The sequence below is a fragment of the Streptomyces sp. NPDC001843 genome (genome assembly GCF_042891955.1).
Classification (GTDB): Bacteria; Actinomycetota; Actinomycetes; order Streptomycetales; family Streptomycetaceae; genus Streptomyces.
This window is the reverse complement of record NZ_JBIATQ010000001.1, coordinates 449,512-467,607: the sequence shown is the minus strand read 5'-3', so window position 1 is coordinate 467,607 and position 18,096 is coordinate 449,512. Positions and strand designations below refer to the sequence as shown.

General features: G+C 71.3%; 14 protein-coding genes. 4 read left to right on the top strand and 10 right to left on the bottom strand.

Going from position 1 to position 18,096, the window contains the following annotated elements; translation table 11 throughout:
- Positions 1–62: 62 nt before the first annotated feature.
- From ACFYZQ_RS02155 to ACFYZQ_RS02140, 4 genes are all read right to left on the bottom strand, one after another.
- Entirely contained in the window at positions 63–2,111 is a 2,049-nt protein-coding gene (locus ACFYZQ_RS02155; protein ID WP_389140658.1) for an NAD(+) synthase, read from the bottom strand.
- 126 nt (positions 2,112–2,237) lie between these two features.
- On the bottom strand, positions 2,238–4,181 hold the full coding sequence (locus tag ACFYZQ_RS02150; RefSeq protein WP_389140656.1) for a protease pro-enzyme activation domain-containing protein: 1,944 nt from the start codon (positions 4,179–4,181) through the stop codon (positions 2,238–2,240).
- A gap of 218 nt (positions 4,182–4,399) precedes the next feature.
- On the bottom strand, positions 4,400–5,023 hold the full coding sequence (locus ACFYZQ_RS02145) for a DUF305 domain-containing protein (RefSeq protein ID WP_389140654.1): 624 nt from the start codon (positions 5,021–5,023) through the stop codon (positions 4,400–4,402).
- Positions 5,023–5,700 (bottom strand): DUF3105 domain-containing protein, encoded by a 678-nt coding sequence (locus ACFYZQ_RS02140; RefSeq protein WP_389140652.1) that lies wholly within the window; start codon positions 5,698–5,700, stop codon positions 5,023–5,025. Before ACFYZQ_RS02140 ends, ACFYZQ_RS02145 begins: the two co-directional genes overlap by 1 nt.
- Before the next feature lie 144 nt (positions 5,701–5,844).
- On the opposite strand from ACFYZQ_RS02140, the gene ACFYZQ_RS02135 reads away from it, so the two are divergent.
- Positions 5,845–6,282: an Rrf2 family transcriptional regulator gene (locus ACFYZQ_RS02135; RefSeq protein WP_388788151.1), complete on the top strand. Its 438-nt coding sequence runs from the start codon at positions 5,845–5,847 to the stop codon at positions 6,280–6,282.
- 32 nt (positions 6,283–6,314) lie between these two features.
- On the opposite strand, the gene ACFYZQ_RS02130 is transcribed toward ACFYZQ_RS02135, so the two are convergent.
- A complete protein-coding gene (locus ACFYZQ_RS02130; RefSeq protein WP_389140649.1) occupies positions 6,315–7,511 on the bottom strand; it encodes a globin domain-containing protein in 1,197 nt (398 codons plus the stop codon).
- A gap of 339 nt (positions 7,512–7,850) precedes the next feature.
- Here ACFYZQ_RS02130 and glnA point away from each other — a divergent pair, with 339 nt between their 5' ends.
- A complete protein-coding gene (gene glnA, locus ACFYZQ_RS02125; protein WP_361437730.1) occupies positions 7,851–9,212 on the top strand; it encodes a type I glutamate--ammonia ligase in 1,362 nt (453 codons plus the stop codon).
- A 63-nt stretch (positions 9,213–9,275) separates the two neighbouring features.
- Here the strand turns inward: glnA and ACFYZQ_RS02120 are convergent, their stop codons facing one another.
- The 3 genes from ACFYZQ_RS02120 to ACFYZQ_RS02110 form a co-directional block, all read right to left on the bottom strand.
- On the bottom strand, positions 9,276–11,645 hold the full coding sequence (locus ACFYZQ_RS02120; RefSeq protein WP_389140647.1) for an Orn/Lys/Arg decarboxylase N-terminal domain-containing protein: 2,370 nt from the start codon (positions 11,643–11,645) through the stop codon (positions 9,276–9,278).
- Positions 11,646–11,792: 147 nt separating this feature from the next.
- Positions 11,793–12,533, bottom strand: coding sequence for a hypothetical protein (locus ACFYZQ_RS02115; protein ID WP_389140645.1), 741 nt, complete (start codon positions 12,531–12,533; stop codon positions 11,793–11,795).
- Positions 12,534–12,759: 226 nt separating this feature from the next.
- Positions 12,760–14,313 carry an alpha/beta hydrolase gene (locus ACFYZQ_RS02110; RefSeq protein WP_389140643.1) on the bottom strand — a complete coding sequence of 518 codons (1,554 nt, stop codon included), beginning with the start codon at positions 14,311–14,313 and terminating at the stop codon, positions 12,760–12,762.
- A gap of 363 nt (positions 14,314–14,676) precedes the next feature.
- Here ACFYZQ_RS02110 and ACFYZQ_RS02105 point away from each other — a divergent pair, with 363 nt between their 5' ends.
- On the top strand, positions 14,677–14,979 hold the full coding sequence (locus tag ACFYZQ_RS02105; protein WP_389140641.1) for a putative quinol monooxygenase: 303 nt from the start codon (positions 14,677–14,679) through the stop codon (positions 14,977–14,979).
- Between the two features lie 46 nt (positions 14,980–15,025).
- Positions 15,026–15,778, top strand: a complete 753-nt coding sequence (locus ACFYZQ_RS02100) for a helix-turn-helix domain-containing protein (protein ID WP_389140639.1) — start codon at positions 15,026–15,028, stop codon at positions 15,776–15,778.
- A 29-nt stretch (positions 15,779–15,807) separates the two neighbouring features.
- On the opposite strand, the gene ACFYZQ_RS02095 is transcribed toward ACFYZQ_RS02100, so the two are convergent.
- Both ACFYZQ_RS02095 and ACFYZQ_RS02090 read right to left on the bottom strand, forming a co-directional pair.
- Complete coding sequence (locus tag ACFYZQ_RS02095; protein WP_389140637.1) at positions 15,808–16,827, bottom strand: TolB family protein; 1,020 nt, start codon at positions 16,825–16,827, stop codon at positions 15,808–15,810.
- On the bottom strand, positions 16,824–18,095 hold the full coding sequence (locus ACFYZQ_RS02090; RefSeq protein ID WP_389140635.1) for an MFS transporter: 1,272 nt from the start codon (positions 18,093–18,095) through the stop codon (positions 16,824–16,826). Before ACFYZQ_RS02090 ends, ACFYZQ_RS02095 begins: the two co-directional genes overlap by 4 nt.
- Between the last annotated feature and the right edge of the window lies 1 nt (position 18,096).

Sequence of the window (18,096 nt, the reverse complement as noted above, 5' to 3'; positions counted from 1 at the left end):
GACCCACTGCTGAAGGCGTGACCACCGTGATGCGCGCTTGCCCCCCAGGAGGGCCGTGACCCTCACCCCTTCAGGACGTCGAACCGCGCCAAGTCCCCCAGCCACGCCCGCGCGTTGCCGTCCGAAGGGGCCCGCCAGTCGCCGCGCGGCGACAGGGAACCGCCGGCCGCGACCTTGGGCCCGTTCGGCATGGCCGAGCGTTTGAACTGGGCGAAGGCGAAGAAGCGGCGGCAGAAGACCTCCAGCCAGTGCCGGATCTCGGGGAGGTCGTAGGCCACCCGCTTGGCGTCGGGGAAGTTCGGCGGCCAGGCGCCGGACTCCGGGTCGTGCCAGGCGTGCCAGGCGAGGAAGGCGATCTTGGAGGGGCGGAAGCCGTAGCGCAGCACGTGGAAGAGGGTGAAGTCGTGCAGCGCGTACGGGCCGATCTTCGACTCCGTCGACTGCATCTCCTCGCCCGGGACCAGCTCCGGGCTGATCTCGGTGTCGAGGATGGCGGCGAGCGTGTCGCCGGTCTCCTCGTCGAACTGGCCGCTGCTGATGACCCAGCGGATGAGATGTTGGATCAGGGTCTTCGGCACTCCGCCGTTGACGTTGTAGTGGCTCATCTGGTCGCCCACGCCGTACGTGGACCAGCCGAGCGCCAGCTCCGACAGGTCGCCGGTGCCGAGCACGATGCCGCCGCGCTGGTTGGCGAGCCGGAAGAGGTAGTCGGTGCGCAGACCGGCCTGGACGTTCTCGAAGGTGACGTCGTACACCGGCTCGCCGGACGCGAACGGGTGGCCCATCTCCCGCAGCATCAGCCGGGCGGTCGGCGTGATGTCCAGCTCGGCCGCGGTGACGCCGAGCGAGTTCATCAGCTTGTGGGCGTTGTCCTTGGTGTGGTCGCTGGTGGCGAAGCCGGGCAGGGTGAAGGCCAGGATGTCGCTGCGCGGGCGGCCGGCGCGGTCCATCGCGCGGGCGGCGACGATCAGCGCGTGCGTGGAGTCCAGGCCGCCGGACACGCCGATGACGACCTTCGGGCCGCCGATCGAGGCGAGGCGCTGCTGCAGGCCCGCCACCTGGATGTTGTACGCCTCGTAGCAGTCCTGGGCGAGGCGGTCGGCGTCGGCCGGCACGAACGGGAAGCGTTCCAGGTGGCGGCGCAGCCCCAGGTCGGTGAGCGGCGGATCGAGCTCGAACGTGATCGTCCGGAAGTCGTCGGTCCGAGCGTTGTGCGTGCGGCGGTTGTCGTCGAACGTGCCCATCCGCAGCCGTTCCTGCCGCAGCAGGTCGAGGTCCACGTCGGCCACCGCGTGAGAGTCGCCGAGCGGGAACCGCTCGGACTCCGCCAGCAGCACGCCGTTCTCGTAGATCATGGTCTGGCCGTCCCAGGACAGGTCGGTGGTCGACTCGCCCAGACCGGCCGCCGCGTAGACGTACGCGGCGAGGCAGCGGGAGGACGCCGAACGGCACAGCAGCTTGCGGTCCTCGGCCCGCCCGACCGTGATCGGGCTGCCCGAGAGGTTGACGAGGACGGTCGCGCCGGCGAGGGCCGCCTCCGCGCTGGGCGGCACCGGCACCCACATGTCCTCGCAGATCTCCGCGTGCAGTACGAGACCGGGGACGTCCTGGGCCTCGAACAGCAGGTCCACGCCGAACGGCACGGTCTCGCCGCCGAGGCGGATCGATCCGCCGCGCTCGTCGGAGCCGTCGCCGATCTGCCGGCGCTCGTAGAACTCCCGGTAGTTCGGGGGGTACGACTTGGGCACGACGCCGAGGACGCGGCCGCGGTGCACGATCACCGCGCAGTTGTAGACGCGGTTGCGGTGGCGCAGTGGGGCGCCGACGACCAGTACCGGCAGCAGGTCGGCCGACCCGGCCACCACCTCCTGGAGCGCTTCCTCGACCCGGTCGAGCAGCGCGTCCTGCAGCAGCAGGTCCTCGATCGAGTAGCCGCACAGCACCATCTCCGGGAAGACGGCGACGGCGACCCCCTCTTCGGCGCACCGGCGCGCCTGGCGCAGGACCGCTTCGGCGTTGGCGGGCGGGTCCGCGATGACGGTGTGACCCGTACACGCGGCGACGCGTGCGAACCCGTGCTGATAGATCGACCAGAAGTTCAAGGGAGGCACGGGGCCAGTGTAATCGTCAGAGCGACACGATGAGGGTGGTGGGTCGCCTGGAGTCACCTCACCCACGCCGAAGGGCCGCGGGATGATCACATCCCGCGGCCCTCAGGTGCCGTTACCGGCGGTGCCTCAGTGCTTCTTGTACGACTCCACGTAGCCGTTCGCGGGCGAGCCCACGCCGGTCACGTCGTCGTAGCCCTTGACCGCGGACAGCGAGCTGTCCTTGCCGAGGCTGCGGACCGAGGTCAGCAGGCCGTCGGTGGCGTCGAAGCCGTTGGCGAAGTCCACGCGGGCGACCGCGAGGTCCTTACCGGTCGGCTTGTCCACCACGTCGTGGTAGGCCTTCGAGCCGGCCTTGGCGTAGATGGCCGGGTTGGCGAAGCCGAGCGCCTTGCCGCCGTGCGCCTCCTGGGCCAGGGCCTGCACGGCCGCGATCACCGGGGCGGCCAGCGAGGTGCCGCCGATGCGGTACTCGCTGTACTGCTCCGACCCGTCCGGGAAGGTCTGCGTCTGGCCGACCAGGAAGCCGGTGTTCGGGTCGGCGATCGCCGCGATGTCCGGGACGACGCGGTTGCCGGCGGCGTTGTTGGCCTTGGCGAGCGAGTCCGGGACGACACCCTTCTGGTAGTAGGGCTCGGCCACGGTCTTGCTGGTGCCGCCGCCCGCACCCGAGGTGAAGGCGCCGGGGAAGCCCGTCCAGCTCTTGCCGTCGGCCGACAGCGAGGCCTTCTCGGTGCCCCAGCCGGTCTCCCACATGTACGTGTCGCCCTTGCCGACCGCCAGCGAGGTCCCGCCGACCGCCGTCACCCAGGCCGAGTTGGCCGGGGTGTCGACCTGCTTCGTCTTGGTGTTGGCGACCTCGTCGCCGTTGTCACCGGAGGAGAAGTAGAAGCCGATGCCCTCGACCGCGCCGAACTGGAAGACCTGGTCGTAGGCGGCGGCCAGGTCCGGCGTCTGGTTGGCCTCGATGTCGCCCCACGAGTTGGAGACGATGTCGGCCAGGTGGTTGTCGACGACCTTGCTGAGCGAGTCGAGCAGGTCGTCGTCCATGCAGGACGCGGCGCCCACGTAGGTGACGTTCGCGTTCGGCGCGACCGCGTGCACGGCCTGCACGTCGAGGGTCTCCTCGCCGTACCAGCCGGAGGCGTCGCACTCGTCGGCGCCGGTGTGCGTGTACTTCTTCGGCAGCACCTGCTTCAACTGGCCGGTCTTCCAGGCCGCGTCACCGTGCTTCTTCGCGTAGGTCTGCGAGTCGAAGGCGATGGTCGGCGAGGCGTACGCGTCCGTGATGGCGACCCGCACACCCTTGCCGGTGTACGTGCCGGCGCCGTAGGCGGCGCGCAGCTGCTTGCCGGTGTAGCCCTTGACGGCGTACGGGATCTTCTGGCCGTAGGCGTCGGGCAGCGTGCTCGCGATGTTCGAGCCGTAGTACGAGGAGAACGGCCCGGAGTTCTTGAACACCGTGCCCGGTCCGGGCAGCTGGTCGTCGTGGTTGGCCTTGTGCGGCGCGTTGTCCAGGCCGGTGACGGTCAGGACGGCGCCCTTCAGGCTCTCCGGCGCGGAGGCCGCCTTCGACGGCGCGCGGTAGGTCTTGGAACCCTTGGCGTAGTTGTGCAGCTGGGTGCCGAACGCCTTCTCGGCGGCGGCCACGTCACCGGTGACGGAGACGTAGTGCTGCGTGACCCCGGTGACCTTCAGTCCGGCCGACTTCAGCCAGGACTTGACGGCGGCCACCTGGGCCTTGGTGGCGCCGTAGCGGACCTGGGCCTGCTTGGCGCTGAGGTACTTGCCGTATTGCGGCGAGCTCGGGTCGGACACCGCCTTGGCGTAAGCCGCGAGGCCGGACGCGTCACGGCCGGCCAGGTAGACCCGGGCGTGGACCTGGGCGCTGTCGGAGGCGGCGCCCTTGTCCGCCTTGGCCGTGGCCCAGGCGGGCTTGGTGCCCGCGAGCGTGTCCCGGCCCGGGTTGTCCGCGGCGTGCGCCGCGGGTATGCCGAGCGCCAGCGCACCGGCGACCATGGGCAGTGTCGCTGCCAGGCTCACGGTGCGCAGGTTGGCGCGGTTGGATCTCATGTAACCCCCTGCGATGCGCCCCTGATGAGAGGCGCATGTAGGCATGTGTGGTCGGTCATCGGCGATCCGCGCCGGGCCCGCGGCGGTTCGGCCCGATGGATCACACGATCGGGGCCACTCTTTCGATGAACCGTTCATGCCAGGGGAACGCTAAAGTCAAGAGAAGCCCAAGGAACGGTCATGCAGGGGGATTTGGGGCTTTTGTCCTTGCAGGAGCGTTAAGAACGCGCTTGCGCCCCGCGCTCCTTGAGCATGTCCGCCATCAGCTGGATCTCCGACTGCTGCGCGTCCACCATGCCCTGCGCGAGCCTCTTCTCCACGCCGACCGTGCACTTGGCCACGCATCCCTCGGCCATGTGGATGCCGCCCTTGTGATGGTCCGTCATCAGCCGTAGGTAGAACACCTCGGCCTGCTTGCCGCTGAGTCCCTGCAGTTTCTTCAGGTCGCTGTTGGTGGCCATGCCCGGCATCAGCGCGCCGTCCTTGCCGGCGGGCATGTCACCCATCCCCATCCAGGTCATCGGCGGCTCGGCCGACACCTTGGGCAGCCCCCACAGGTCGAGCCAACCCAGCAGCATGCCGCGCTGGTTGGCCTGGGTCTGCGCGATGTCGTAGGCGAGCCGACGGACTTCCTCGTTCTTCGTGCGGTCGCGCACGATGTACGACATCTCGACGGCCTGCTGGTGATGGACCGCCATGTCCCGCGCGAAGCCCGCGTCCGCCGACTCCGCGCCCGGCGTGCTCGTGCCGGAGGCCCCGTCCTCGGCCACCGCGTAGGTGACCGCCCCGGCCGCGACGAGCACCGCCGCCGCGGCGCCCGCGACCCAGCCGACGAGCCGCATCACTTCATCGTCCCGCCGGTGCACGAGGCACCCGGCTCAGGGGTCTGCTTGCCCTGCACATAGGTGGCGAAGAACTTGTTCACCGCCGGGTCGTCGGCGCTCTTCGCGGTCAGCTGGTGGCCCCACGCCGACAGCATCAGCGGCGCCGCCTGGTTCTCGTACGGGCTCATCAGCGTGTACGGCGTCTGCTTCACCTTGGCGGCGAGCGCGTCCACGTCCGCTTTCTTCGCCTTGGCGGTGTACGTCACCCAGACCGCGCCGTGCTCCAGCGCGTGCACGGCGTTCTCGTCCTTCACGGGCGAGGTGTAGACGTTGCCGTTGCAGTTCAGCCACACCGGGTTGTGGTTGCCGCCCACGGGCGGATGCATCGGGTACTTCACGGACGTGGTGACGTGCGTCCGGGACAGCTTGCCCGACCAGGTCCGCACACCGTCCTTGTCGGTCGTGAAGTGCCCCGAGTCCCCGGAGCTCTTGGAACCGGCCGCCGTGTCCTTGCCGCCCGAGTCGTGCTGCGAGCGCACCAGCACGACACCGCCGACGGCGAGACCGGCGACCACCACCACGCTCGCGGCGACGGTCAGGATCCGGTTGCGCCGTTCCCGGGCCTGCTCGGCACGCCGCATCTCCTCTATTCGAGCCTTGCGCGCGGCGTTGCCGGTCATCTTCGCGGAACCCATGGGTGGTGTCCTTCTGGGGGAAAGGCAAGGGACGGGTGGGACCGCTGATCGTAATGGCAGACGGGTCACCGGCCGCAGTGAGGGCCGGAAACTGTACGGAAACGATAATTTGAATGCAGGATGCGCATTATCTACGCTGGCGGCATGCGGCTGCTGCGCTCCACCGACCTGGCCCTGCGGATGCTCATGCGGCTCGCCGTCGCCGGCGAGACCAGCCCCACGACCCGCGAGGTCGCGGGGGACATGGACGTGCCGTACACACACGCGGCCAAGGTCGTCGCCGAGCTGCAGCACATGGGCCTGGTCGACGCCCGGCGCGGCCGGGGCGGCGGGCTCACCCTCACCGAGCGGGGGCGCACCGCGTCGGTGGGCGCCGTGGTCCGCGCCTTCGAGGGCGACGGCGACGTGGTCGACTGCGAGGGCGGCGCCACACCCTGCCCCCTGAACTCCGCCTGCCGGCTGCGCGGCGCGCTGCGGCGGGCCCAGGAGGCGTTCTTCGCCACGCTGGACCCGCTCACGGTGGCGGACATGGTCACCGCCCCGACCGGCCCGCTCCTGCTGGAGATCGGCCGGGCGTCCTGAGGGCTCAGCGCTGAGAGCGCAGCCCTGGGGGCTCAGCCCCGCGAGGCCAGCCACAGGTCCGGGCCGAACACCTCGTAGTGGATGTCGGCGGGTGCCACGCCCTTCTCGATCAGCTGGGCGCGCACCGCCCGCATGAAGGGCAGCGGGCCGCACAGGTACGCGCGCGTGCCGCTCGGTACGACGACACCGCTCAGGTCCACCAGCCCGGACCGCGCCCCCGCCGGGGCCTGCTCCTCGTACCAGAGGTGCACGGCCGCGTCCGGCAGCTTCGCCGCGTACGCCTCGTGGTCGGCGCGCAGGGCATGGTCGGCGGGGGAGCGGTCGCCGTGGACGACGGTGACCGGGGCGCGGTGGCCGGTCTCCGTCAGCTGCGCCAGCATCGCGATCATCGGGGTCACGCCGATGCCCGCGGAGGCGAGCAGCAGGGGCGTGTCCGTGACGTCGTCCAGGACGAGGTCGCCGTACGGCTCCGACAGCTCGAGGACGTCGCCTTCGCGCACGCGCGCGTGAAGGTGGCCCGAGACCTCGCCCTCCGGGGTCGCGCCGCCGGCGTCGCCGGACACCCGCTTCACGCTGATCTGCCGCAGCGAGGAGCCCGGCGCCCCGGAGAGGCTGTACTGCCGTATCTGCCGCGCGCCGTCCGGCAGCTCGACGCGGACGGAGACGTACTGCCCGGCGCGGAAGTCCCGCACCGGCCCGCCGTCGACCGGGCGCAGCCGGAAGCTCGCCACGTCGGCGGTCTCCGTGACCCGCTCGACGACCTCCCACTCCCGCCATCCGTGGCTGCCGCTCTCCTCGTACAGCCGCTTCTCCACGGCGATGAGCGCGTTCGCCATCAGCCAGTACACCTCGTCCCAGGCGGCCGCGACCTCCGGCGTGACGGCCCCGCCGAGGACGTCGACGATGGCGGCGAAGAGGTGCTCGTGCACGACCTGGTACTGCTCGGGCGTGACGCCGAGGGAGGCGTGCTTGTGCGCGATGCGGGACAGCATGGCGTCCGGCCGCTGGTCCGGGTGATCCACGAGGTGCGTGGCGAAGGCGGCGATGGAACCGGCGAGGGCCTGGCGCTGGGTGCCGGCGGCCTGGTTGCCGCGGTTGAACAGGTCGCGCAGCAGTTCGGGGTGGGCGGCGAAGAGTCCGGCGTAGAAGCGCTCGGTGATCTCGCCGATGGCACCGCCGACGACGGGGAGCGTGGCGCGGACGGTGGCTGCGGACTGCTCGGAGAGCATGGCGGACTCCTCCTGGATCGACGGACCCGACACGGGTCCGGCACTGATCCAGACGCTATTTAAACTTGCATTTGAGATGCAACTTTAAGAGGCGTGGTGTTGCTCACGGGGGAGGACGGAACCGAGGCGGACCGCCCATTACAAGAGCGACTCACAGGGGGCAAGATGGGGCGAGAGCAGTACACCCGCCGTACCCGGGCCGTTCAGCCCCTGGACGGCCGGGCGATCAAGGTCGGCAACACGCGTGAAATGGTGTTGTGGTGGGATGCTCAGGTGCCCGACCGCCTCCCGTGGTATGAGGGACAGGCGGCCTGACCAGCAAGGATGGGGAAGCGGAAGATGGACAAGCAGCAGGAGTTCGTGCTCCGGACGTTGGAGGAGCGCGACATCCGGTTCGTACGCCTGTGGTTCACGGACGTGCTGGGCTTCCTGAAGTCCGTGGCCGTGGCCCCCGCCGAGCTGGAACAGGCCTTCGACGAGGGCATCGGCTTCGACGGCTCCGCCATCGAGGGCTTCGCCCGGGTCTACGAGTCCGACATGATCGCCAAGCCGGACCCCTCCACTTTCCAGGTCCTGCCCTGGCGCGCCGAGGCCCCCGGCACGGCCCGCATGTTCTGCGACATCCTCATGCCCGACGGCTCCCCGTCCTTCGCCGACCCGCGCTACGTCCTCAAGCGCGCCCTGGCCCGCACCTCCGACCTGGGCTTCACCTTCTACACCCACCCGGAGATCGAGTTCTTCCTCCTGAAGGACCGCCCCCTCGACGGCTCGCGCCCGACGCCCGCCGACAACTCCGGCTACTTCGACCACACCCCGCAGAACATCGGCATGGACTTCCGCCGCCAGGCGATCACCATGCTGGAGTCGATGGGCATCTCGGTGGAGTTCTCCCACCACGAGGGCGCCCCCGGCCAGCAGGAGATCGACCTGCGCTACGCCGACGCGCTCTCCACGGCGGACAACATCATGACGTTCCGGCTGGTCATGAAGCAGGTGGCGCTGGAGCAGGGCGTGCAGGCGACCTTCATGCCGAAGCCGTTCTCGGAGCACCCGGGCTCGGGCATGCACACGCACCTCTCGCTCTTCGAGGGCGACCGCAACGCGTTCTACGAATCCGGCGCCGAGTACCAGCTCTCCAAGGTCGGCCGCTCCTTCATCGCGGGCCTGCTCAAGCACGCCGCGGAGATCTCCGCGGTCACCAACCAGTGGGTCAACTCCTACAAGCGCATCTGGGGCGGCTCGGAACGCACCGCGGGCGCCGGCGGCGAGGCCCCCTCCTACATCTGCTGGGGCCACAACAACCGCTCGGCCCTGGTCCGCGTCCCGATGTACAAGCCCGGCAAGACGGGCTCCGCGCGCGTGGAGGTCCGCTCCCTGGACTCCGGCGCCAACCCGTACCTGGCGTACGCGCTGCTGCTGGCCGCCGGCCTCAAGGGCATCGAGGAGGGCTACGAGCTCCCGCCCGGCGCCGAGGACGACGTCTGGGCCCTCTCCAACGCCGAGCGCCGCGCCATGGGCATCGAACCCCTCCCGCAGAACCTCGGCGAGGCCCTCACCCTCATGGAGAACAGCGACCTGGTCGCCGAGACCCTCGGCGAACACGTCTTCGACTTCTTCCTCCGGAACAAGCGCCAGGAGTGGGAGGAGTACCGCTCCGAGGTGACGGCGTTCGAGCTGCGGAAGAACCTGCCGGTGCTGTAAGGGCAGCGGGGACGGATCCGTGCCGAGGGGGCGGTGGTCGTGGACCGTCGGCCCCTCGGTGGTTCAGCGGGGCAGGTGGGCCGGCCCGGGGGCGTGGCGTTGGGCCGGGGTGGTGGCCCGGTGGGGGTGCTGCTCCGGGCGTAGGCACTCGATCAGGTAGTCGCCGGTGGCCTCGTCGACCGTGACGCCGTGGGTTTCGCTGGCGAAGCCCGGGAAGCGGCGGTCGAAGGACTCCAGGGCGGCGAGGTAGCGGAGCAGGGGGCCGTCGGGGGTGCCGGTGTTCTCGCCGGGCATCAGGACCGGGATTCCGGGCGGGGTGACGGTGACCATGGCCGCGGCGATGCGGTCCGCCGCCTCGGTGAGGCGGACGCGTTCGGTGCCGCCGCGTACCAGGCGCTGGTAGCAGAGCTGGGGCGGGGCCACCGGCTCCGGCAGTTGCTGGAAGGCGGTGTCCAGCAGCTCCACGAGGCGGACCGAGCGCAGGTGGTCGTGCATCTCCTGGCAGAGCTCGGGGAGCGTCAGGCCGGCGTACCGATGGGCGTGCGCGGCGGTGAGCTCGGGGAGCACGCGGTCCAGTCGGGCCGCGCCGTCGTACAGCGCCTTGAAGTCCATCAGGGCGTCCAGCAGGGTGCCCCACTTGCCCTTGGTGATGCCCATGGAGAACAGCACCAGCGTGGTGTAGCTGTCCGTCTTCTCCACGACGATGTTCCGGGTGGCCAGGTAGGCGGTCAGGACGCGGGCCGGGATGCCGGTGTCCGCCATCTCGCCCGTGGCGCTGATTCCCGGGCAGGTCAGGGTGACCTTGATCGGGTCCAGCATGCAGTGGCCCTCGCTCAGCCCGGGGAAGCCGTGCCAGTCGGCGCCCGGCTCCAGGGTCCAGCAGGACGGCTCGGTGCCCAGCAGCTCGGCCGGTGCCTCGTCGAAGGGGAGACGTTTGCCGCTCGCCGGATCGGTCACCGTCTCGGGCTGCCACACGCCGAAGAACCACGGCGGCCGGTCTCCGGCGGCCTCGATGCGCCGCCCGACGCGCACCATCTCCTGGCGGAAGCGGACCGCCTCGGTCACCGCCTCGTCGACCAGCCACCGGCCCTGCGGCCCGTCCATCATGGCGGTGGCCACGTCCAGCGAGGCGATCATCGGGTACAGCGGTGACGTGGTGCCGTGCATCATCAGCGCCTCGTTGAACCGGTCGTGCTCCACGGGCGCCCGGGGCGCGGGCCGGACGTGCACCATGGCGCTCTGCGACAGCGCGGCCAGCAGCTTGTGCGTGGACTGGGTCGCGAAGACGGTGGGCCGGTCCGGGCCGGGGAAGGCCTCCTCGTCCACGGACATGCCGTAGCGGCCCGCGTAGAGGGGGTGGAAGCGGGCGTACGCGAACCACGCCTCGTCGAAGTGGAGGCGGGGCGTGCTGGGCGCGAACGCTCTCGCCGTCGCCGCCGCGTCGTAGCACAGGCCGTCATACGTGGAGTTGGTGAAGACCGCGTACTGGGCGTGCGGTGAGACGGCCCCCGCCGCGAGCGGGTGCGTGGCGATCCGGTCCGCCACCGCACCGGCGTCGAGTTCCGCCGGGGGCAGCGGGCCCGCCAGGCCGTAACCGTTGCGGGTGGGGATCAGGTAGACGGGGCGGGCTCCGGAGACGACCAGGCCGTGCAGCACCGACTTGTGGCAGTTGCGGTCCACCAGCGCGATCTCGTCGCGCGTGACGCTGAAGTGGCCGACCAGCCGGTTGCAGGTGGAGTCGCCGTGCAGCACGAAGTAGGTGAGGTCGGATCCGAACACCCGGGCGGCGTTCCGCTCCGCCTCGCCGATCGGTCCCGTGTGCTCGAACAGCGAGCCGAGCTCCTCGACCGAGATCGACAGGTCGCTGCGCAGCAGGCGCTCACCGAAGTAGTCGTGGAAGGCCCGCCCGGCGGGCGACTTGAGGAAGGCGACGCCGCCGGAGTGGGCCGGGGTGTGCCAGGAGTACTCGTGCGCGTCGTCGAAGCGGCGCAGCGCTCGGAAGAACGGCGGCAGGACCGCCTCCCGGTACGCGCGGGCGGCGGTCGTCACCCGCCCCGCGATGAAGGCCGGGGTGTCCTCCAGCGGCCAGACGTAACCCACCACCGACTCCGACACCCACAGCGGCAGGTCCCGTACGCCGTCGTCCGCCATGACCAGGAACACGGGCAGGTCCTGGAAGCGCCGTCCGATCCGGCGCAGCACGGCGGCCCCGCCGGGCTCGCCCCCGTCCCCGGGCAGGTCCCAGGCCACCAGCGCCGCGGCCAGCCCGGCCTCGGTGTGCAGCACCGCCTCCGCGTCGGCGGCACCGACCGCCCAGCGCACCCCGAACCCGCCCGCCTCGATGGCGTCCCGGATCCGCCGCAACTGCTCGGCGCTCGCACCCTCGTCCCGGTGGTGCTCCCGGACCGCGATCAGAATCCCGTTCTCGGCCATGCCGCCCCCCTTCCGGCGGCCGGCGCCGCCTCCGGCCGAGTGTCCGGCGGCGCCGGTGCCGACGGCGGCTTGCCGAGCGGTAAACCACCCCGAGGGCGGAAACCCCTGTCTGTGCGTTGACCTGTGCGTCAGCCGGCCCAGGGCCTCCTAGGGGCGCAGGGCGGTCTCGGAGCGGGTGCGTTCGTACTCGGCGGGGTCGAGGACCTCCCAGACCGCCTGGCCGATGGCGAGGACACCGCGGGCCGGCAGGCGCGAGGCACCGATGCGCGGGCAGTCCGGCAGGTGGGTGGGGCGGCCGAGGTCGACGCCGTCGAACACGGCCCGTGAGGTTTCGACGAAGTAGATCCGCTGGGGCATGAGCGTTCCGGTGTGGCCGCTCGGCATGACCCCGTGGAAGCGCAGGTCGCCCATGCCCAGCGCGCGGGCCAGCCGCTGCCGTGCCCGGAGCCAGGCAGGAGTGCGCCAGGTGGAGAGCGGCAGCGCCGCGCTGACGGTGTTCAGGAGGTCCAGGAGCCGGGTCGAGGTGGCCGTGAGGGTCCAGTCCAGCGGGGGAGAATCCATTGTCACCCGCAGCGAGGCCGGGCCGGTCCAGGTGAGCTCTATGTGCGCGTACCCCGTGCGGACGCACGCGGCGCCATAGTACCTGGGGCACGCGGTGTCCAGCCGTGCCCCGTCGACGTCGATCGTCCAGTCGCCGCCCGGGTCGCGGTGCCACAGCGTGCGGTACGGGCCGAAGTCGTTCTCCGGGAAGACGCGCAGCGCGAGCACGTGACCGGAGCCGAAGGGCAGCGCGAACACGCCCCAGCCCTTGACGTACTCGTGTCCCGGCCAGGGGGCGCGGCCCCGTACCGCCGGAAAGTCCTTCAACGTGGCGGACAGGTCGAGCATCTTGATCACCCCGCGAGGTCGGCCGCGTCGCGATGCCCCCTACATCAGCGTAGACACCTCAGGACGCCAGCTCGGCAAGCCACGACTCCTGGGGATCGCCGGAGGGATGCGAAGGCCCACAGACAGCCGGCGTGGTTGTGTGGACCGGGCGGTGTGGTGGTGCACGCCCGGGGCCCCTGCGAGCGAACCGGTGTGCGGACGGCCGCCCGGCGGATTCGTACGGGCCTCAGGACATGCTGCCCCGGCACACCGTCCCCGGGGCCGGGGTGCGGCCCGTGCGGAGGTATTGATCGACCGTCTCCGTGACGCAGCGGTTCTGCGGGTATGTGCCGTGGCCCTCCTCCTCGGCCGTCAGGAGTACGCCGACACCGTCGCCCAGGGCGCGGGCCATGTGGCGGGCGCCGGGGTAGGGGGTGGTCGGGTCGCCGGTGCCGCCGACCACGAGGACGGGGGCCGCGCCGTCGGCGTTCACCTGGGGCGTGACGCGCTCGCCGTCGAACGGCCAGTCGTAACAGAGGTAGACGCCGTTGGACCAGGCCGCGCCGAAGACGGGTGAGGCGGCCTTGACGCGGGCCTCGTCCCTGTCGAGGCGTTCAAAGCCGGGGCGCAGGCTGGAGTCCGCACAGGTAATCGCGGTCTGGGCGGCGCGGCTGATGTCGCGGGGGGCCGCCGCGCGGTCGGCGGAGCCGATGTCGTCCGCGCCCTTGCTCAGCGGACGGCCGTCGTTGTGGTCGATCAGCGCGGTGAGGGCCTTGGCGAGCGGCGACCAGCCGTCTGTGCCGAGATCGAGATGGTCGCTGACGGCGTACGCGAGGCCGTCGGCGTCGAGATTCCTTCCGCCGCCGGCCGGGGCGGGCTTCTTCTCCAGGCGGTCGGCCAGGCGCGCCATGCGTCGCGCGGCCTCCTCGGGCCCGTCGCCCGTCGGGCAGTGGCGGATACGGGCCGCGCAGTGCGCAGCGAACCGGTCGAACGCCGCCTGGACCGCCTTCACCTGCGACACCTGCTCCTCGTCGAGGTCTTCGGTCGGATCGACGGACGCCTCGAGGACGAGCCGTCCGACGTGCGACGGGTACAGGTGGGCGTAGACCGCGCCGAGCGCCGTTCCGTACGAGACGCCGAAGTAGTGCAGCCGCTCGTCGCCGAGGAGGTAGCGCATCAGGTCGAGGTCGCGCGCAGTGCGCGAGGTGCCGATGTACGGGAGGAGCGCCCCGGAGTGCTTGGCGCAGGCGGCGGCCCCGTCGTAGCCGGTGTCGTCCGCGGTTTTCCCGCAGCGCACGGGGATGGTCGCGCCAACGCCGCGCGGGTCGAAGGAGACCAGGTCGTAGCGGTCGAGGAGCGGCTTGTACTGGTTGAGGCGTGCGGGCAGTCCGCTCACGCCGGACACGCCGGGGCCGCCGAAGTTGAGGACGAGCGAGCCGATGCGGCGGGCGTTCGGGCCGGTGGCCTTGCGGCGGATCAGGGCGACGTCGATCGTCCTGCCGTCTGGTCTCCGGTAGTCGAGGGGGGCTTTCATGGCGGCGCAGTCGTAGCCCGTGCGCGCGGTGGGCGGCGAGGCGCAGCGGGACCAGTGGAGGTGCTGGCCGGTGGTGAGCGCGGTGGGCAGACCGGCGGGCGGGTTGTGCGCGGTGAACTCCGTACGCGGCTCCGCCCTCCGGCCGGGAGCGTCGTGCTGGAGCCAGGCGCCGACGGCCCCGATCACGGCGAGGACGACCCCGGCGATGATGCGCGCACCGACCGAGAGGCCCGGTCTGCGGCTTCGTATCGGATGTGCGTCACTCATTGAAATCCCCGTGTTCCCGCCCCCGGACACCCGTGCCGTGCCGCATGCCCGTACCCGTGATCGTCCGATCGTCGAATGAGTGCATGGTAGTAGGACGTGTATCTGATGTGCTCCCAGTCACTCGGCTGCCGTGCACCTCTTCGACGGCTCTCTGCTCGTCGCCCTTTGAAGAGCGACTCCGGCGTGCACTGGTGCACGCCATCGGGTGACATCCACATCCGCGAGGGCGTCCACCGCACGGCGAGTCTGTCCGATGGGAGCGTGAACGCGTCCGGTTGACGGAGGCCGGACGAGCAGGCGCCGCGTGAGGATTCAGAGGCAGCTCATCCGCAGCAATCACCGCCGCGAACCCAGGAGACCCTCGTGCTCATTGCCATCGTCGACTTCGACACCGCCGCCACCGACCGCGCGGCCGCCCTAGGCCATCTCGACGCCGAACGTGACCGGATCAGCGCCATGCCCGGCAACCTCGCCTTCCGGGTCTACGCCTCCCGGGAGGACGACAGCCGCATCACCATCGTGCACGAGTGGGAGGACGAGGCGTCGTTCGCCGGTTACCTGGGATCAGCCTCCTTCGCGCGTTTCGGCGAGGCGATCCGCCCCCTCATGGTCGGCGCGCCGGTGAGCCGGCGCTTCCGCGGCGAGTTGCTGGCGACGGTCGCCTGACCGGTACCACAACGGACCACTACGATCGGCCCGTGCGAGGCAATCGATGACCCGCAAGGCGTACAGCTTCGTCCGCACGTTCGCCGCGGGGCCCACTCGCGACTTCTGCGTCGATCGCCACTACCTCCTCTGTGCCTCCGCCGGTGCCCTCCGGCTGGAGGCACAGGGCCGGGCGTGGTTGCTGCCGCCGGCCCGGGCTGCTCTGATCGAGGCGGGCAGGGCGATCCAGGTGAGTGTCCCGCGGCCGGTCACGACCGCGTCGGTGCTGTTCGACACCGGATTCGCTCCGCCCCCGCCGGCGCCGTTGACCGTGTTCGACCTCAGCCCCCTCGCACGCTCCCTGGTGGCCGAGTGCGGCACGTGGGGCGACAGCGACCAACCGCTCACCGCGTACGCCGAGACCCTGTTCGCCGCGCTCGCCGCGGTGACCTGGCGGCTCGCCGAACAGCCGAGCCCGGTCGTCGTGCCGGTGGGGCGGTCTCCTGAACTGCGCCGAGCCCTGCGACTGACCGAGGAGCGGCTCGACCGTGAAGTCCGCTTCGAAGACCTGGCACAAGAGGTCGGTCTCGCGCCGCGGTCGCTGGCACGCCGGTTCTCGGACGAGACGGGCATGACCTGGCGGGCAGCCCTGCGCCGGATGCGGCTGCTGCGCGCGATCGAGGAACTCGCCGCGGGCGACACCCCGGTGACCAAGATCGCCTTCATGGTCGGCTACACCTCCCTGTCGGCGTTCAACGCCGCCTTCCAGGAGCTGACCGGCCGCACGCCCACCGACTACCGGGCCAGCTTCCGACCCTGACCAGCCTCGCCGCCGTGTCAGCCCCGCCCTCACCCCACGTAGGCCGGGGACACCGCCGACGTGCTGATGCGGCGTGGCTCGCCCGTGCCGTCCGCCGGCATCTCGTAGAGGTCGGCGCCGTAGTCGCCCGGCAGGGCGTACACCACCGTGTGGGTGTCCTTCCACACCGCCTGGTCGTCGACGCTGCGGGTCTCGGCGAGCGGGGTTTCGCGCATCGTGCGGAGGTTCAGGACGTACAGGCGCCAGGGGGCGTCCTTCGAGAGGCCGGGTACGCGCTTCTTGTACGCGATGCGGGTGCCGTCGGGGGACAGGGACGGGCATTCCACGTTGGTGTGGAGGGTGGTGACCGTACGGGCCTTCAGGTCGCCCCGGACCAGGTACGTCTTGCCCTTCGTCGCCAGCGTCGCGTAGAAGGTGCGGTCGTCGGACGCGAACGTGACGCCCCAGAAGTTCACGTCCGCCGCCCGGTAGGCGTGGCCGTCCTTGAGGATGCGGAAGGATTCCAGGGTCGGGATCAGCTTCCCCGTGCGGGTGTCCACGATCGCCGCGCGGGTCGAGAAGTTGGTGCCCGCGTACGAGTCACCGCCGACGAAGGCCGTCCAGGCGGCGAAGTGGCCGGTCGGCGAGACCCTGGCCCGGGACGGGATGCCAGGTACGTCGTAATGGGCCGTCACCTTCAGACGCGCGTCCAGGATCACCGCCCGGTACGTGTCCGAGACCGCCCCGTGCACCGCCTGGAGGCAGACGCCGGTGCCCGAAGCGGCGTAGAAACGCAGGCACTTGACGCCCGAGGCGGTGCGGGGGCCGGACGGGTCGGACGCCGGGACGGTGCTCAGCTCGTCTCGGTGCGGCCCCCACGCCATGTTGCGGAACACCATGCGGCCCGGACGCGTGAGGGTGACCGCCCCGGACGTGACCTTCGGGCCGCCCGCCTGAGTCCGGTCGCGGCGGTCCGCTCGGGCCGACGCGTGCAGTACGGAGGCCGTGGCGACCCCCGCGAGCGCGAGGAGAGCCGCGAGCAGTACGAGGATGCGGTTCCGTACCGTCATGCCGTTGTCGTGCCTTTCGGGCGGAGGGTGAAGGAGAAGGCCGCGCAGACCGCGAGGGCCGCCGTCGCCGCCGACAGCGCCGTACGGTCGCCCCACACCGTCCAGGCCGCGCCGAAGCCGAGGGAGCAGGCGAAGCGGGTCAGCGCCTGGCCCGTCTGGACCAGGGCCAGGCCCGAGGAGCGCAGGGCCTCCGGGACGCTGTCCGAGGCCGCCGCCATGAGGACGCCGTCGGTGGCCGCGTAGAACGTGCCGTGCAGCAGGAGGACGGCGTACGGCAGCACCGTGCCGTGCCAGGACGTGAGCAGCAGCCCGTACGCGAGGAGCAAGGCACCGTGGCCCGCCACGAACACCGGCCAGCGGCCCACCCGGTCCGCCAGCCGGCCCAGCGGCATGGCCAGGAGCAGGAACGCCGCCGCCGTGCCCAGGGGGAGCAGCGCGAACCAGCGGTCGGGGACGCCCAGCCTGCGCTGCAGCAGCAGGTACACGAATGAGTCGCTGACCGTGGCCAGGCCCAGCAGCAGCGCGCACACCGTGATGCGGCGCAGGTCGCGGTGGCGGAGCAGTCCGAGTGCGGCGCGCAGGGTGGGGCGCTCCCCGGCCGGGGCCGGGCGGCTCCCGCCCCCGGGCACGAACAGCACCAGCACCAGGACGCCCAGCACCGCCACGCAGAAGCTCACCGTGAACACCGCGTCGTAGCCGTCCACCGTCGCCCGCAGGATCAGGAAGGCGACCAGCGGGCCGAGCAGCGCACCCGCCGTGTCCATCGCGCGGTGCACTCCGAAGGCCCGGCCGCGGGTCTGCGGTGTGGACGACAGGGAGATCAGCGCGTCGCGCGGGGCGGTGCGCAGGCCCTTGCCGGTGCGGTCGGCGGCCAGGACCAGGCCGATGGGGGTGAGGGTGTGGGCGAGCAGCAGCAGAGGTTTGCAGAGTGCCGAGAGGGCGTATCCCGCGCCCGCCACCCACTTGTGGCGGCCGCCGCCCCGGTCGGCCAGGTGCCCGCCGGCCAGCCGGACCAGCGCCGAGAAGCCGTTGTAGACCCCGTCCAGGAGACCGAAGCCCAGCGGGGAGAGGCCGAGGCCCGTCACCAGGTACAGCGGCAGCACCGCCGTGACCATCTCCGACGAGACGTCGGTGACCAGGCTGACCGTGCCCAGCGCGAGGACCGTGGGGGCGACCGCGGCACGGCGCCGCCCGGCGGAAGGCCGGACGGCACCGCTCGCGGACGCCGGCGCGTCGGGAGTACTCGCGCGGCTGTCCGCTACGTACACC

Excerpts from the sequence above, each read along its gene's own strand:
- ACFYZQ_RS02135 (WP_388788151.1), top strand. The coding sequence starts at position 5,845 with ATGCGGCTGCTGCGCTCCACCGACCTGGCCCTGCGGATGCTCATGCGG.
- ACFYZQ_RS02145 (WP_389140654.1), bottom strand. The coding sequence starts at position 5,023 with ATGCGGCTCGTCGGCTGGGTCGCGGGCGCCGCGGCGGCGGTGCTCGTC.
- ACFYZQ_RS02150 (WP_389140656.1), bottom strand. The coding sequence starts at position 4,181 with ATGAGATCCAACCGCGCCAACCTGCGCACCGTGAGCCTGGCAGCGACA.
- ACFYZQ_RS02110 (WP_389140643.1), bottom strand. The coding sequence starts at position 14,313 with ATGAGTGACGCACATCCGATACGAAGCCGCAGACCGGGCCTCTCGGTC.
- ACFYZQ_RS02115 (WP_389140645.1), bottom strand. The coding sequence starts at position 12,533 with ATGCTCGACCTGTCCGCCACGTTGAAGGACTTTCCGGCGGTACGGGGC.
- ACFYZQ_RS02100 (WP_389140639.1), top strand. The coding sequence starts at position 15,026 with ATGACCCGCAAGGCGTACAGCTTCGTCCGCACGTTCGCCGCGGGGCCC.
- ACFYZQ_RS02120 (WP_389140647.1), bottom strand. The coding sequence starts at position 11,645 with ATGGCCGAGAACGGGATTCTGATCGCGGTCCGGGAGCACCACCGGGAC.
- ACFYZQ_RS02130 (WP_389140649.1), bottom strand. The coding sequence starts at position 7,511 with ATGCTCTCCGAGCAGTCCGCAGCCACCGTCCGCGCCACGCTCCCCGTC.
- glnA (WP_361437730.1), top strand. The coding sequence starts at position 7,851 with ATGGACAAGCAGCAGGAGTTCGTGCTCCGGACGTTGGAGGAGCGCGAC.
- ACFYZQ_RS02140 (WP_389140652.1), bottom strand. The coding sequence starts at position 5,700 with ATGGGTTCCGCGAAGATGACCGGCAACGCCGCGCGCAAGGCTCGAATA.
- ACFYZQ_RS02095 (WP_389140637.1), bottom strand. The coding sequence starts at position 16,827 with ATGACGGTACGGAACCGCATCCTCGTACTGCTCGCGGCTCTCCTCGCG.